This window comes from Flavobacterium sp. ACN2 (assembly GCF_002303885.1).
Taxonomy (GTDB): Bacteria; Bacteroidota; Bacteroidia; order Flavobacteriales; family Flavobacteriaceae; genus Flavobacterium.
Genome location: NZ_MRCM01000013.1, coordinates 73,809 through 88,717 on the forward strand (window position 1 = coordinate 73,809; position 14,909 = coordinate 88,717).

Consider the following 14,909-nt stretch of genomic DNA (forward strand, 5'->3'; position numbering starts at 1 on the left):
TGTATTAGTTTATTTTGGTGCAAATTAAAACTATTTTGTTAGCTTTTACATCAGTTGTAAAAAAACAATACAAATTACCGCCATTTTTTATTTTCCACTTTTTTCTAATGTTTTCTACCGTCTCGGGGAAATTGCGAGTCGTAATATTCGCCTGCTGATTTGCCAGCTCACTCTTCATTTCATTTTTGTTGTATGAAATAACTTTTTGAATCTCAAATTTTCTTCCTGGAAAATCAATTAAATCTTCAGAAGTGTATAAATGAGAATGTTTATGAAGTTTATCCATTTGAAAAGTGATGCTTACTTCATCAAAACCACCAGATTTCATAATTGCGGCGTTGGGTTCGTAAAGATATTTCTTAGGAAAATCAAAGGAAGGATACGAGATTTGATCGCCTAAAACAAACTCAAAAACTTCTGTTTTTTCTTTTAGAATATTAGCAGTTTTTAAAGTTACGTTGCCTGAATAACCTTTATGGATTTCAAAAAGCAGTTCCTTAACTTCGTTTTCGAGCGCTATAATATGAATATTCTTTACATTTTTTAGTTCTGACAATCCCGCTGAAATATCTAATAGCGGTGCTGTTTTAATTAAAATATGATCCGATTTTTCGAAATAAAAATCAAGCAATTCTGGAACATTAGGAAGACAATCTTTCAGCATAAAAACTTTGCCTTTGCTGTCATTTCTTCGTGAAGGATCAATGTAAATCCAGTCAAATTTCTGATTGGTTTCTTCTAATAAATGAAGAGAATCGCCAGCATGAAAAGTGCAATTTTCAACTTTTAACTGTTTAAAATTGTGCGTTACAATGGCAGATAATTCTTCGTTTATTTCGCAATGGGTTATCGATTTAAAATTTTTCGAAAAAGAATAATCATCAACACCAAAACCTCCAGTTAAATCAATTAAAGATTCGCCAGAAATTAAAGAAGCTTTGTAAGCCGCTGTTTTCTCTGATGAAGTTTGTTCTACAGATATTTTGCTCGGATAAATTATATTTTCCGTAGCAAACCAAGTAGGCAGTTTTTCTTTGGCCTTTGTTCGGGCTTCAATTTGATTTAAAATTAAAATCCAATCCACCTCTGGAAACGGATTTTTTTGCAATGCCAATTTTGTTACATCTGCACCAGTATTTTGGATTATAAATTCCTGTATTTCTTGATGCAAAATAGAAGTATTCAAAGCTAAATTCTTTCGGTTAATACGGAGACAATTTTATTATTAGGAAAAAATTCTTTTAAAATTACTTTAATCATGGTAAAAACAGGAATTGCTATGATCATGCCTACAATTCCAAACGTAATACCGCTGATTAATATAACCAAGAATATTTCTAATGGGTGCGAATTTACACTTTTTGACGAAATTATGGGCTGGCTAACATTATTGTCAATGGCCTGAACCACTAAAAAGCCAATAATGACATAAATGGTTGTAGGAAGAATTTCTGATTGAAAATCTTTTCCGATCATACTTATCATGGTTAATAGCCCCGCCAAGGTGGTTCCGATAATTGGGCCTAAATATGGTATTATATTTAAAATGGCACATAAAAAAGCAATTACAAAAGCATTTTTATTTCCAAAGATCAGCAAGACAATTAAATAAAGAATAAAAACAACAATCAATTGCAATAATAAACCAATGAAATAGCGAGTCAGTAAATGATTTATTTTGGTAATGGAATTTAAGATTTTATCTTCATTAGAGTCTGGTAATATTCTTCTTGCTTGATCTTTAAAGATATCCTGATCTTTAATAAAAAAGAAAGTAATAAAAAATACAGAAACCAATCCCATTCCCATATTGGCCATAAAATTGATTATCGAATTGATGAATCCTGTAAAATAACTGAAATCTAAAACAGAAGTAAGTTTAGAATCTTTTATCACTTTATTCAAATCAATGTGCTGAATATTAAAGTATTCCTCAAGGTGTCTTTCTGCCTCTATAAAATTGGTTTGAAGATGTGCAGTATCTAGCAATGCTAAATTATTGGCTTGCGAAATAATTAAAGGAACAAACAAAAGGATGAAACCTACAATTAGAAATATAAAAAGGATGATGGTGGTGGTGGCCGCCAACGAATTGCTGAATTTTAATTTATTCTTTAAAAATAAAACTAACGGATTCGCAATTAAACATAGTATTAAAGAAATGCACAAATAAACAATAACAGTTTGTATTTCATATAAAAAGTATAAAATGATGCCAATTATTAAGATTGTAGCTAAAGCTCTTAAAATTCCGTTTGAAATAGTTTTTGACGTGATCATGCTTAAAATTTAGATTATAAATATAAGGAAAAGCATTTATATTTCTAATCTTCGGGAGTTCTAAAATAATTGGCAAAAAAAAGGCGAGATGATTTCATCTCGCCTTTAATTTAGTTTTTTTTATTATGGTTGTGCAAAAGAGGCTCTAGCTCCTCCAGTCGTAAAAATAGCCGAGATTCTGCTTTTCTGACCTGTTGAAAACATGTACATTGCTGCATCATCAACATAATCCATGTAGTTCATTGTCATTTCTACAGGTGTTCCAGAACAAGTGCTGTAGTGTGGATATGAAGGAACTCCATAATTTGCTGTATTATGAGTAGGAGTATCGGCAACAAGATCGCTTCCGCAAGTTGCATCTCCCCAAATGTGACGTAAATTCATCCAGTGGCCCACTTCGTGTGTTGCAGTTCTTCCTAAGTTAAATGGAGCATTTGCAGAACCAGATAATCCGAAATAACGAGAATCAATTACCACTCCGTCAGTAGAAGAAGCACCGCCAGGAAATTGAGCATATCCTAAAATTCCGCCTCCAATGTTGCAAGACCACATGTTTAATTTTGTAGTTGGAGAAGTTGGAGCAAGTCCACCTTGAGCTGTTTTTTTCATAGCGTCATTTGTTCCCCAAGAAGTTTTAGTTGTAGATTTTCTAATAACCTGATCTAAAACAAAAGTAATTCCGATGTTGGCTTTAACTCCTGAGAATAATGCTGGCACATTATTATAGTCAGAGTTTAAAGCATTAAAATCTTTGTTTAAAACATCAATTTGTGATTGAATTTGTGTGTTTGAAATATTTTCTGCAGTAGTTCTATAAAGAACATTCACTACAACTGGAATTTCAATTTTTCCATTTACCAAACGGCCTGTGAAATTTGTACCAGCGTGTTGCACAGTAAAAGTTTCGATTTCATTCATTCTGATTGCCAAAGATGGATCAGCTTTTAATTGCGCTTCTAAAACGTCTTGTGTTGCGCATCCTCTTCTAGAAGCAACACTCGCATCTGGATTTGCAGAATCTGCTGATTGGTCATTTTGACAAGCAAATAGCATTAAGGCTACAAATGTGGTAATAATAACTTTTTTCATAATAATTTGGGTTTTTTGTTATAAAATTGTTGATTAGTTAAATATTGCAGCAATTTTATAACAAAAAAATATTGTGGAAAAATATTACAAAGATTATTTTGTCAGAAATTTTACGAACCCTTACAAATACTGATTCCTACAAAATTTAGGCAAAAAATATTAATAAGTTTTTTCTTTCTTTAATGTTTTTAAAATGTATTTCGTCGTGATTATCTGTCGTTTAACGATAATTTAAAACGATTAAATTGATTTAAAAATGAAATAAAATGACTAGAAAAAGAATTTTTATAAAGAAGTAATCTCATAAAGCGCAATACTGGCAGCCTGAACCACATTCATACTGCTGTTTTTGCCAAACATATTGATATGCACGATTTGATGAGAAAGTTTTAGAAGTTCTTCAGATATTCCGTTGATTTCGCTTCCTATTAAAAGCGCTATTTTTTTATTTTTCGGAATAGAAACTTCTTTTAAAGGTTTGCTATTAGAAGCGATTTCCAGAGAGATAATTTCAAAATCATTATCCAGTAGAAAAGATTGAAGCGCAGTAAAATCTTCAACAACAGAATGTGCTACATGAAGATGCGTGCTTCTAGAAGTTTTATTGATTTTACGAGGCGTCAGCGGAATATCTTTTCCGTAGAAAATAATGTTTTCAACTCCAAAAGCTTCAGAAATTCGGAACAAAGAACCAATATTCTGCTGAAAGTAAATATGATCACAAACTAAAGTAATGGGAAATGTTTTTCTTTCAAATTGATTTTCTTCGTGAGTCAGTTGCATTTTTTTTAGTGAAAAGTGATTAGTGATTAGTAATAAGTGAATAATGTTGACATGTAACGTTATTTTTTTAAATTGATGAATTACTAGTTACTAATTACTTGGGACTAGTCACTAATTAGTAAAAATATAATTGATAATGTTTGCGCCCATTTTTAAGGCTTTGTCTCTTACGTTTGCTGGATCATTATGAACTTCTGGATCTTCCCAGCCGTCGCCTAAATCACATTCGTAAGTATAAAGTAAAACGAGTTTATTGTCTATAAAAATTCCAAATGCCTGCGGACGCGTTCCGTCGTGTTCGTGAATTTTCGGCAATCCGTTTGGAAAAGGAAAAGGCTTTTGAAAAATAGGATGATTTGCTGGAATTTCGACTAAACTATTATTTGGGAATATCTTTTTGATTTCTTTTCTAATAAATTGATCCATTCCGTAATTGTCATCAATATGCAGAAAACCACCAGCACTTAGATAATTTCTCAAGTTTGTTACGTCGGCATCGCTAAAAACTACATTTCCGTGTCCTGTCATGTGTACAAACGGATACGAAAATAAATCTGGATTGCTTGGTTCTACAGTCGAAGGTTTGTTTTTGATGCGGGTATTAATATTAGCGTTGCAAAAACTAATAAGATTAGGCAAAGAAGTAGGATTTGCATACCAATCGCCACCACCGCTGTATTTAAGCAAAGCAATTTCTTGCGAAAAAGAAGAGATTGAAAAAAGGAATAATAAATAGAATATTTTTTTCATGTAATTTTAATGCTCTTATATGTTTAAAAGGCTTCTTTGTCATCCTGAGGAACGAAGGATCACACTAGAAATTCCTCACCGTTTGTCGCCAATCTTTGTCTATCGCGTGAGATACTTCGTTCCTCAGAATGACAAACTTTGCGGTTAATTATTCATTAAAAAAAACAACACTATGACAAGCCACAACAGCAGCTGTTTCTGTTCTTAAACGCGTGTTTCCTAAAGTTACGGGCTTGTAATTGTTTTCTAATGCCAATGCAATTTCTTTTTCAGAAAAATCACCTTCAGGACCAATTAAGATTGTAACATCTTCGTTTGGTTTTAAAACTTCTTTCAGAGATTTTTTGTCGGTTTCTTCGCAATGTGCAATTAACTGTAAACCATTTTGCTTTTGCTTAATAAATTCCTTAAACGAAATAGCTTCATTTAATTTCGGAAGAAATGTTTCGTTGCATTGTTTCATTGCCGAAAGAATGATCTTTTCAAAACGATCTCGGTTAATCACTTTTCTTTCAGAACGATCACAGAAAATAGGAGTGATTTCCTGAATTCCAATTTCGGTAGCTTTTTCCAGAAACCATTCAAAACGATCGTTCATTTTAGTTGGAGCAACAACCAAGTGCAAATGAAACTTTGGTTTTTCGGCATTCGTAATGTTAAGGACTTCAACAATACATTTATTGTCTGAAGCCAATGTAATCTGAGTTTCAAACAATAGCCCAGAACCATTTGTCACATGCAGAATATCTGCATCTTTTTTTCTAAGGACTTTTATGATATGACGGCTTTCTTCCTTGTCAAAAGAGAAGCTTTCGGTTGTTTCGTCTATATTCGGATTAAAGAATAATTGCATGATTTAAAATTCGATTCTTGCTTTAGAAACCACAGTAGAAGTTTCAAAACGATTAGATAAGTATTTTTGGTATCCTACAATTCCAATCATTGCAGCATTGTCTGTTGTATATTCAAATTTCGGAATAAAAGTTTTCCAGCCATATTTGCTTTCGGTCTCTTTCAGTGTATTTCTAATTCCTGAATTTGCAGAAACTCCACCGCCAATTGCAATTTGTGTAATTCCGGTTTCTTTTACAGCTAATTTTATTTTATCCATCAAGATTTCGATAATCGTATGCTGAATAGAAGCACAAATATCGTTCAGATTTTCTTCAATAAAATTCGGATTCTGCTGTTTGTTCTTTTGAATGAAATATAAAATAGCTGTTTTTAATCCAGAGAAGCTAAAATCTAATCCCGGAACTTTCGGTTTTGTAAAAGGAAACGCTTTCGGATTTCCTTCTTTTGCATATTTATCAATCAAAGGTCCGCCAGGATAAGGAAGTCCAAGAATTTTAGCGCTTTTGTCAAATGCTTCACCTACAGCGTCGTCTGTGGTTTCTCCGATAATTTCCATATCAAAAAAACTATTCACTTTTACAATCTGAGTATGTCCTCCGCTAATGGTTAAAGCTAAAAAAGGAAATTCTGGTTTATCATATCCTTCTTCATCAATAAAATGAGCTAAGATATGAGCATGCATATGATTTACAGCAATTAGCGGCACATTTAAAGCCAATGACAATGATTTGCTGAAGGAAGTCCCCACCAATAAAGAGCCCATTAATCCTGGTCCTTGCGTAAACGCGATTGCGCTTAACTGTTCTTTTTGTACATTTGCTTTACGAAGTGCAGCATCGATCACAGGGACAATATTCTGCTGATGTGCTCGGGAAGCCAATTCAGGAACAACACCTCCGTATTGATTATGAATTAATTGATTGGCAACAACATTTGACAATACTTTGTCGTTATGTAAAACCGCGGCAGCAGTATCATCGCATGAACTTTCGATGGCTAGAATAAAAACCTCTGGATTTTGCATATAAAGGCACAAATTTTGAATTATATTTGACAAATCAAATGATTATATTTCTTTGATTTAAGCAGTGCCCCAAAATTAAAGAATTTTTATCAAAAACAGCCGTACTTTGTCTGTTCAAAATAAATTAAAAGAAAAACTAAAATTAAAGAAGCTATCAAAAAAGTAAAGAAAATAATATCACGAACCCTAATTGGGTTGCTTTTACTTTTGTTAGCGCTCGCTATCATACTATCTCTTCCTGTCGTTCAGACACAGATTGCCAATTATGTTACCAACTCATTAAACGAAGATTACAAGGTTAATATTAATGTTGAAAAAACGGCAATCAATATTTTTGGTGGAGTAAAATTAAAGAAAGTAACGATTTTAGATCATCATAAAAAAACGATGATTTATTCGGATATCATTACTACCGATATTGCCAGTTTTAGTAGATTGTTGGACGGAGATTTAATTTTTGGAGATTTGCGTTTAACAGGTCTGATTTTTAATCTGAAAACCTATAAAGGCGAAGACGAGAACAACATCAATAAGTTTATACAGGCTTTTGAAGTTGAAAATACTCCTAAGAAAAAATCGACGAAACATTTTTTGCTAACGGCAAAGAATGCTTATATCGAAAAAGGAAGATTTTCTGTTGTCGATGAAAATAAAACTACACCTCAATTTTTGGATTTTACAAAACTAAATGCCTACATCAGTGAGTTTAAATTGTATGGCCCAGATGTAAATACAAACATTCACCGATTTTCTTTTATGGATCACCGCGGTTTGTATGTTTCTAATTTTGCGGGAAAATTTAGTTATACTAAAAAACAGATTAAAGTTGAAAATCTGGCTATTAAAACCAAAAGATCCTCTATTTATGGTTTAGCCATCTTAAATTATAAGCCGTCAGATTTTCTTGATTTTACAGATAAAGTTAGATTTAATGTTGTGATAGATTCTTCTTCAATTGCAACAAACGATATCCGTTATTTTTATGATGGTTTGGGTAAAAATCAGCATTTTAAACTAAAAACAAAACTAGATGGTCCGTTGAATAATATGACGCTTACCAAATTAAGATTGAGCGATACAAACGGATCAAAAATTAACGGAACAATCAATTTTAGAAATCTTTTGGGTAGCAAAGAACAGAAGTTTTCTATGGATGGAAAATTTGATAAACTGCTTTCTAGTTATGATGATTTGGTGATTTTACTTCCAGGAGTTTTAGGCAAAAAACTTCCGATCGAAATGAAGAAAATTGGTAAGTTTAATATTGTTGGAAAAGCAAAAGTAACGACCACAGAACTAGAAACAGCTTTTAAAATTGCTACCGATATCGGGAACGGACAGGTTGATCTTCATATGAATAATATGGACTTTATTGATCGCGCTTCTTATTCTGGGAATATCATTTTAACGAATTTTGATGTCGGAACTGTTTTAAGTAGAAAAGATATTGGCAGAACTACATTGAATCTTGATGTGGATGGAGTTGGTTTTACTGAGAAATATTTGAATACGGTTATTAAAGGAGATATTGCGAAACTGGATTACAATAAATACACCTATAACAATATAGTAGTAAACGGAAACTTTAAGCTTCCTTATTATAAAGGGCAAATTGCGATAAACGATCCTAACTTGAATTTAAGTTTTGATGGTTTGCTGGATTTGAGCAAAAAAGAGAATCGTTATGATTTTCATATCAATGTTGAAAATTCTGATTTGCGAAAACTTAAGTTTGTCAAAGATTCGATTTCGCGTTTTAAAGGAGATGTTGTCGTTCAATTAACTGGAAATTCTATCGAAAATCTGCAGGGAGACATTTTTATTAATGATGCAGAATATGAAAACCCCAAATCGACTTATGTTTTTGATCAAGTGAATTTGAACTCCAGTTTTGATGCCGATCGTTTGAGAACCATCACGATTAGTTCGAATGATGTGGTCGACGGAAAAATTGTGGGTAAATTCAGGTTTGATCAATTGGATAAATTGGTTATGAATTCTGTCGGTAGTTTATATACCAATTACAAGCCTTATAAAGTTAGAAAAGGGCAGTTTTTACGTTTTAATTTCCGTGTTTACGACAAAGTCGTTGAAATGCTTTATCCGCAAATAAATATTGATTCGTCTACCGTTGTGCGCGGAAAGATAGATTCGGATTTGCAAGAATTTAAATTTCGTTTTAGATCTAAAAAAATTACAGCAGACAAAAACACTTTTGATAATATCCGTATTAATATTGATAATAAGAATCCGCTTTATAATGCATATGTCGAATTAGATAGTATTAAGACGCCTTATTATAAAATACGTGATTTCAATTTGATTAATGTCACATCAAACGATACTCTTTATGTGCGTTCGGAGTTTAAAGGAGGAAATCAGGGTGAGGATTACTTTAATCTGGATTTATACCATACTATAGATAAGAGTAAAAACAATATTGTCGGGATCAAGAAATCTGAAATGAAGTTTAAGGATTATATCTGGTACTTAAATGAAGATGCTGAAAAGGATAATCAGATTATAATTGATCAATTTTTTAAAAATTTCACATTTGATAATATCGTTTTATCTCACGAAAACCAAAAAATTGATTTAAACGGAGTGATAAAAGGATCCGATTATAAAGATCTCGAACTGACTTTTGAAGATGTTGATATTAATAAAATTACACCTGTAAATTCCAAGTTTGTATTTGATGGTAATTTGAATGGAAATGTCAATTATAAGCAGAATAAAAATGTTTATCAGCCCACGGCATCCATAAAAATCGATCATCTCGTTATGAATAAGACAGAATTGGGTACGCTTAATTTTGATATTTCTGGAGATGAAAGCTTTAAAAAGTTTACAGTTAATTCATCGATTCAAAATGGTTTTACCGAATCCTTTAGGGCAAACGGAACTTTTGCTGTAGAGAATAAAGAAACAGTTATGGACATGAGCCTGAAACTTGAAGGTTTCAATTTGGCTACATTAGGAACTATCGGTGGAGATGTTTTATCGAACGTTCGTGGTTCTGTTTCTGGAAATGCTGCTGTTATTGGGAATTTGAAAAAACCAGAAATCAACGGTCGTTTGTATGTAGAAAAAGCAGGAATGACCATTCCGTACCTAAATACAGATTACGAACTTAGCGATCGAACGGTAATTGATTTAACGAACGAGAAATTCTTGTTTAGGAATAATCAGTTGACAGATACTAAATACAATACAAAAGGTTTGTTGAACGGAAGTATTGAGCATAATAATTTTGGAGATTGGAAATTAGATTTGAATATTACTTCTAAACGATTAGTAGCGCTTGACACAAAAGATAGCGACGATGCGGCCTATTTTGGAACGGCATTTATAAACGGATCGGCTAGTATAAAGGGTCCCGTTGATGCTCTGTTTATTAAGGTAGACGCAAAATCTGAAAAAGGAACCGAGGTTAAGATTCCGATTAATAATACGCAAAGTGTTGGAGAAAGTAGCTGGATTCATTTTGTAACACCAAAAGAAAAATACAATCTCGCCAACGGAATCATAGAAAAAAACAGAGACTATAACGGACTTGAGCTAGAATTTGATTTTGATATTACGCCAGATGCCGAAGTAGAAGTTATTCTAGATCGAAATTCTGGCCATGGTATGAAAGGAAAAGGATACGGATCGCTTTTATTTAAAATTAATACTTTGGGTAAATTTAATATGTGGGGGGATTTCCAGGCATACGAAGGGACTTATAACTTTAAGTATGGCGGACTTATCGATAAAAAGTTTACGGTTAAAAAAGGAGGTTCTATTATTTGGGAAGGAAACCCAATGCGTGCCCAGCTGAATTTGGAAGCCGTTTATAAAACGCAGGCCAATCCAGCAGTGCTTTTAGATAATACTTCTTCATTCAATAAAAAAGTTCCTGTAGAAGTTGTTATTGGGTTGAGAGGAGATTTGGCTAGTCCAGAGCCTAATTTTGACATTCAGTTCCCATCGGTAAGTAATGTTTTAAAATCGGAGATACAGTATAAGTTGGATGATAAGGATATTCGTCAGACACAGGCACTTTATTTATTGTCAACGGGTTCGTTTATGAGTACCGACGGATTCAGCCAAGGAGATTTTTCTGGTACATTAACAGAAACGGCTTCGAGTTTGCTGGGTGGAATTATCAAATCGGATAATGATAAAGTAAACATCGACTTGAATTATATTGCGGCAGATAGAAGAACAGGACAAGAGGTTGATGGTCAGTTTGTGGCCAATATATCGTCTCAGGTAAATGAACGAATTACAATCAATGGTAAATTGGGAGTTCCTGTTGGAGGTGTAAATGAATCTGCTATTGTTGGAGATATTGAGATTTTGTATCGTGTAAATGAAGACGGTACGATGAATCTTCGCTTATTCAACAAAGAAAATGACATTAATTATATAGGACAAGGAATTGGTTATACGCAAGGAGTCGGTATTTCGTACGAAGTAGATTTTGATACCTTTAGCGAGCTTGTAAATAAACTGTTTAAAAGCCATAAAATAGAAAAAGCGGTAAAAGGTTCTTCTGCCGATCAAATGCAGGATTCTTATTTAAATCCGGATTATATGAATTTTACAAGTAAAAAAGATTCGGAGAAAAATAAAAAGAAAGCAAAAGAAGACGAGGAGAAAAGAAAGAAAGAAGAAGAAAAGAAGAAAAAGGAACAGTCGCAAACACAAACTCCAAATAATAACAATCAGGGGCTGATTCCAGACAACGATTATTAACACTTTGTTAAAAATATACATTTATAAAACCATTATTCTCGATAATGGTTTTTTTTATGCTAAATTTAGGCGCTCTAATAGAATTTTCCAAGTGAGCGGGAAATTCTGATTTTTATAACACTTCATCAGGGTATTGTTAATTTTGACGATTTAATTAAAAAAATACGGTTTTATTATTTTTAATGAAATTTTTTCCTAGAAAAAACTTATTAACGAAAACGTTTGAATTTAACAGATTTTATTAATTTATGATAATCGTAACCCGAAAAGTGCTGAATGTTTGCTAATTTTACACTTTAATACTTAAATAATGCCAAAAACAATAAAAAAAGTAGGTGTTCTTACCTCAGGAGGAGATTCACCTGGAATGAATGCTGCAATACGATCAGTTGTTCGAACTTGCGCATACCATAATATAGAATGCATCGGAATTTATAGAGGGTATCAAGGAATGATTGAAGGAGACTTCAAGGAGATGGGACCACGAAGCGTAAATAATATTGTAAACAAAGGTGGAACGATCTTAAAATCGGCTCGTTCAGTTGAGTTTAGAACCCCTGAAGGTAGAAAGAAGGCACACGAAAACCTAGTTAAGGCTGGTGTAGATGCTTTAGTTGTTATTGGCGGTGATGGTAGTTTTACTGGAGGATTAATTTTTAATTCAGAATTCGATTTCCCAATAATGGGAATTCCTGGTACAATTGACAATGATATTTATGGTACAAGTTTTACTTTAGGGTACGACACGGCTTTAAATACTGTTGTAGACTGTATCGATAAAATTAGAGATACTGCGAGTTCTCATAACCGTCTTTTCTTTGTAGAGGTTATGGGTAGAGATGCGGGTCACATTGCTCTTAACGCTGGTATTGGTGCAGGAGCAGAAGAAATTCTTATTCCTGAAGAAGATTTAGGTTTAGATCGTCTTTTAGATTCACTTCAAAAAAGTAAAGCATCAGGAAAATCATCTAGCATTGTTGTAATTGCTGAAGGAGATAAAATTGGTAAAAACGTATTCGAATTAAAAGATTATGTTGAAGCTAATTTACCAGAATATGATGTACGTGTTTCTGTATTAGGACACATGCAGCGTGGTGGTTCTCCATCTTGCTTTGACCGTGTTTTGGCAAGCCGTTTAGGAGTTAAAGCAGTAGAATCTTTAATTGAAGGAAAATCTAACTATATGGTTGGACTTCGTGAAGATAAAGTGATCTTAACACCACTTGAGCAAGCTATCAAAGGTAAATCAGAAATTGATAGAGAATTATTAAGAGTGTCTGACATCATGTCGACATAACCAATATAAAGTTTAAAAAGAGAGAGAAGTTTATTGTGAGGAAATTAGACTTTGAATTAGTGTAATAAAAACAAAAGCAAAAAATTTAGTAAAATGTCAAAAGTAAAATTAGGAATAAACGGATTTGGACGTATCGGAAGAATCGTTTTTAGAGAGTCTTTCAATAGAGATAATGTAGAAGTTGTTGCAATCAATGACTTGTTAGACGTAGACCACTTAGCTTATTTATTAAAATATGATTCAGTTCACGGTCGTTTCAACGGAACTGTAGAAGTTAAAGAAGGAAAACTATATGTAAACGGAAGAAATATCCGTATCACTGCAGAAAGAAATCCTGCTGACTTAAAATGGAACGAAGTTGATGTAGATGTAGTAGCTGAATGTACTGGTATCTTCACAACTATCGAAACTGCAAGCGAGCACTTAAAAGGTGGTGCTAAGAAAGTTATCATTTCTGCTCCTTCTGCTGATGCTCCAATGTTTGTAATGGGAGTAAACCACGAAACTGCAAAAGCTTCTGATTTAGTTGTTTCTAACGCTTCTTGTACTACAAACTGTTTAGCTCCATTAGCTAAAGTTATCCACGATAATTTCGAAATCGTTGAAGGTTTAATGACTACTGTTCACGCAACTACTTCAACTCAAATGACAGCTGACGGACCTTCTAGAAAAGACTGGAGAGGTGGACGTGCTGCTGCAATCAACATCATTCCTTCTTCAACAGGTGCTGCTAAAGCGGTTGGAAAAGTTATCCCATCTTTGAATGGAAAATTAACTGGAATGTCTTTCCGTGTACCTACTGCTGACGTTTCTGTTGTAGATTTAACTGTAAAAGTGGCTAAAGAAACTACTTACGAAGAAATCTTAGCTGTATTGAAAAAAGCTTCAGAAAACGAAATGAAAGGTATCTTAGGATATACTGAGGATGCAGTTGTTTCTCAAGACTTTATTTCAGATAAAAGAACTTCTATCGTTGATGCTGGTGCAGGAATCGGTTTAAATTCGACTTTCTTCAAATTAGTTTCTTGGTATGACAATGAGTACGGATACTCAAGCAAATTAATCGATTTATCTGTACATATTGCAGGTTTAAAATAATAATATATATTTTTGCAAAATCCCGTTACTTTACAATAACGGGATTTTCTTATTTTGTTACTTCTATAATTAATGTAAAAAGTACACTTTTAAATTAAGAATAGAGAAACCTAATTCCAAAAACTAAACAAATGAAATTAATAGTTGACAGTGGATCTACTAAAGCCGATTGGATTGCGATAGATGATAATGGAAAAGTATTATTCACAACACAAACTTTAGGATTAAATCCTGAAATTCTAGACGAGCCAGAAATTATCGAAAGATTAAATGACCGTTTTGATATCTTACAAAATAAAAAAAATGCTACACATTTATTCTTTTATGGTGCCGGATGTGGTACAGATAGAATGAAAGAGTGGTTAAAAAGAATTTTTCAAGAATATTTTTCTAACGCCATTGTAGACGTTCAAGAAGATACTTATGCAGCTGTTTACGCAACAACTCCAAAAGGAGAAGAGGCAATAGTTTCAATCTTAGGAACAGGTTCTAACTGCAGTTATTTTGATGGAAAAGTATTGCATCAAAAAGTACAATCATTAGGATACATTGTTATGGATGATTGTAGTGGTAATGTTTTTGGAAAAGAATTAATTAGAAAATACTATTTTAATAAAATGCCTAAAGAATTGGCTGTTGAACTTGAAAAAGAGTACGACGTTGATCCAGATTTTATTAAAAACAAATTATATAAAGAACCAAACCCAAATGCTTATTTAGCTACTTACGCTAAATTCTTAATTAAGCATAAAGACACTGAGTTCTGTAGAAAAATCATCTTCAAAGGAATGAAGTCTTTCGTTAAGAATTACATCAAACAATTTGATAACTGCAAAGAAGTTCCAGTACATTTTGTTGGTTCTATTGCATTTTACTTGAAAGATGAATTGCAAGAGACATTTAACAAATATGAACTTCAATTGGGTAATGTTTTAAGAAGACCTATTGACGGATTAATTGCTTACCATGTCGCTAATCAATAGTTCTGGT

At 32.9% G+C, this 14,909-nt stretch carries 11 protein-coding genes; 4 read left to right on the forward strand and 7 right to left on the reverse strand.

What is annotated here, in order from left to right; translation table 11 throughout:
• Positions 1-4 precede the first annotated feature (4 nt).
• From BSF41_RS15920 to tsaD, 7 genes are all read right to left on the reverse strand, one after another.
• Positions 5-1,186 (reverse strand): RsmD family RNA methyltransferase, encoded by a 1,182-nt coding sequence (locus BSF41_RS15920; RefSeq protein ID WP_095930491.1) that lies wholly within the window; start codon positions 1,184-1,186, stop codon positions 5-7.
• 2 nt (positions 1,187-1,188) lie between these two features.
• On the reverse strand, positions 1,189-2,280 hold the full coding sequence (locus tag BSF41_RS15925; protein ID WP_095930492.1) for an AI-2E family transporter: 1,092 nt from the start codon (positions 2,278-2,280) through the stop codon (positions 1,189-1,191).
• 123 nt (positions 2,281-2,403) lie between these two features.
• On the reverse strand, positions 2,404-3,369 hold the full coding sequence (locus BSF41_RS15930; protein WP_095930493.1) for a zinc metalloprotease: 966 nt from the start codon (positions 3,367-3,369) through the stop codon (positions 2,404-2,406).
• A 285-nt stretch (positions 3,370-3,654) separates the two neighbouring features.
• A complete protein-coding gene (locus tag BSF41_RS15935) occupies positions 3,655-4,152 on the reverse strand; it encodes a TrmH family RNA methyltransferase (RefSeq protein WP_095930494.1) in 498 nt (165 codons plus the stop codon).
• 111 nt (positions 4,153-4,263) lie between these two features.
• A complete protein-coding gene (locus tag BSF41_RS15940) occupies positions 4,264-4,902 on the reverse strand; it encodes a DUF4159 domain-containing protein (RefSeq protein WP_095930495.1) in 639 nt (212 codons plus the stop codon).
• Between the two features lie 148 nt (positions 4,903-5,050).
• Entirely contained in the window at positions 5,051-5,755 is a 705-nt protein-coding gene (locus tag BSF41_RS15945; RefSeq protein WP_095930496.1) for a 16S rRNA (uracil(1498)-N(3))-methyltransferase, read from the reverse strand.
• Positions 5,756-5,758: 3 nt separating this feature from the next.
• Positions 5,759-6,781: a tRNA (adenosine(37)-N6)-threonylcarbamoyltransferase complex transferase subunit TsaD gene (gene tsaD / locus BSF41_RS15950; RefSeq protein WP_095930497.1), complete on the reverse strand. Its 1,023-nt coding sequence runs from the start codon at positions 6,779-6,781 to the stop codon at positions 5,759-5,761.
• A gap of 195 nt (positions 6,782-6,976) precedes the next feature.
• Here tsaD and BSF41_RS15955 point away from each other — a divergent pair, with 195 nt between their 5' ends.
• The 4 genes from BSF41_RS15955 to BSF41_RS15970 all read left to right on the forward strand — a co-directional run bounded on the left by BSF41_RS15955 (position 6,977) and on the right by BSF41_RS15970 (position 14,902).
• The gene (locus BSF41_RS15955) at positions 6,977-11,524 is read left to right on the forward strand and encodes a translocation/assembly module TamB domain-containing protein (RefSeq protein WP_095930498.1); all 4,548 of its coding nucleotides are present in this window, start codon (positions 6,977-6,979) and stop codon (positions 11,522-11,524) included.
• 310 nt (positions 11,525-11,834) lie between these two features.
• Positions 11,835-12,821, forward strand: coding sequence for a 6-phosphofructokinase (gene pfkA, locus BSF41_RS15960; protein WP_095930499.1), 987 nt, complete (start codon positions 11,835-11,837; stop codon positions 12,819-12,821).
• Between the two features lie 93 nt (positions 12,822-12,914).
• Complete coding sequence (gene gap, locus BSF41_RS15965; RefSeq protein ID WP_012026555.1) at positions 12,915-13,919, forward strand: type I glyceraldehyde-3-phosphate dehydrogenase; 1,005 nt, start codon at positions 12,915-12,917, stop codon at positions 13,917-13,919.
• A 131-nt stretch (positions 13,920-14,050) separates the two neighbouring features.
• Complete coding sequence (locus BSF41_RS15970; protein WP_095930500.1) at positions 14,051-14,902, forward strand: N-acetylglucosamine kinase; 852 nt, start codon at positions 14,051-14,053, stop codon at positions 14,900-14,902.
• The last annotated feature ends 7 nt before the right edge of the window (positions 14,903-14,909 follow it).

Coding starts and splice junctions, on each gene's coding strand:
- BSF41_RS15925 (WP_095930492.1), bottom strand. CDS start 2,280: ATGATCACGTCAAAAACTATTTCAAACGGAATTTTAAGAGCTTTAGCT.
- gap (WP_012026555.1), top strand. CDS start 12,915: ATGTCAAAAGTAAAATTAGGAATAAACGGATTTGGACGTATCGGAAGA.
- BSF41_RS15945 (WP_095930496.1), bottom strand. CDS start 5,755: ATGCAATTATTCTTTAATCCGAATATAGACGAAACAACCGAAAGCTTC.
- BSF41_RS15970 (WP_095930500.1), top strand. CDS start 14,051: ATGAAATTAATAGTTGACAGTGGATCTACTAAAGCCGATTGGATTGCG.
- tsaD (WP_095930497.1), bottom strand. CDS start 6,781: ATGCAAAATCCAGAGGTTTTTATTCTAGCCATCGAAAGTTCATGCGAT.
- BSF41_RS15940 (WP_095930495.1), bottom strand. CDS start 4,902: ATGAAAAAAATATTCTATTTATTATTCCTTTTTTCAATCTCTTCTTTT.
- BSF41_RS15935 (WP_095930494.1), bottom strand. CDS start 4,152: ATGCAACTGACTCACGAAGAAAATCAATTTGAAAGAAAAACATTTCCC.
- pfkA (WP_095930499.1), top strand. CDS start 11,835: ATGCCAAAAACAATAAAAAAAGTAGGTGTTCTTACCTCAGGAGGAGAT.
- BSF41_RS15930 (WP_095930493.1), bottom strand. CDS start 3,369: ATGAAAAAAGTTATTATTACCACATTTGTAGCCTTAATGCTATTTGCT.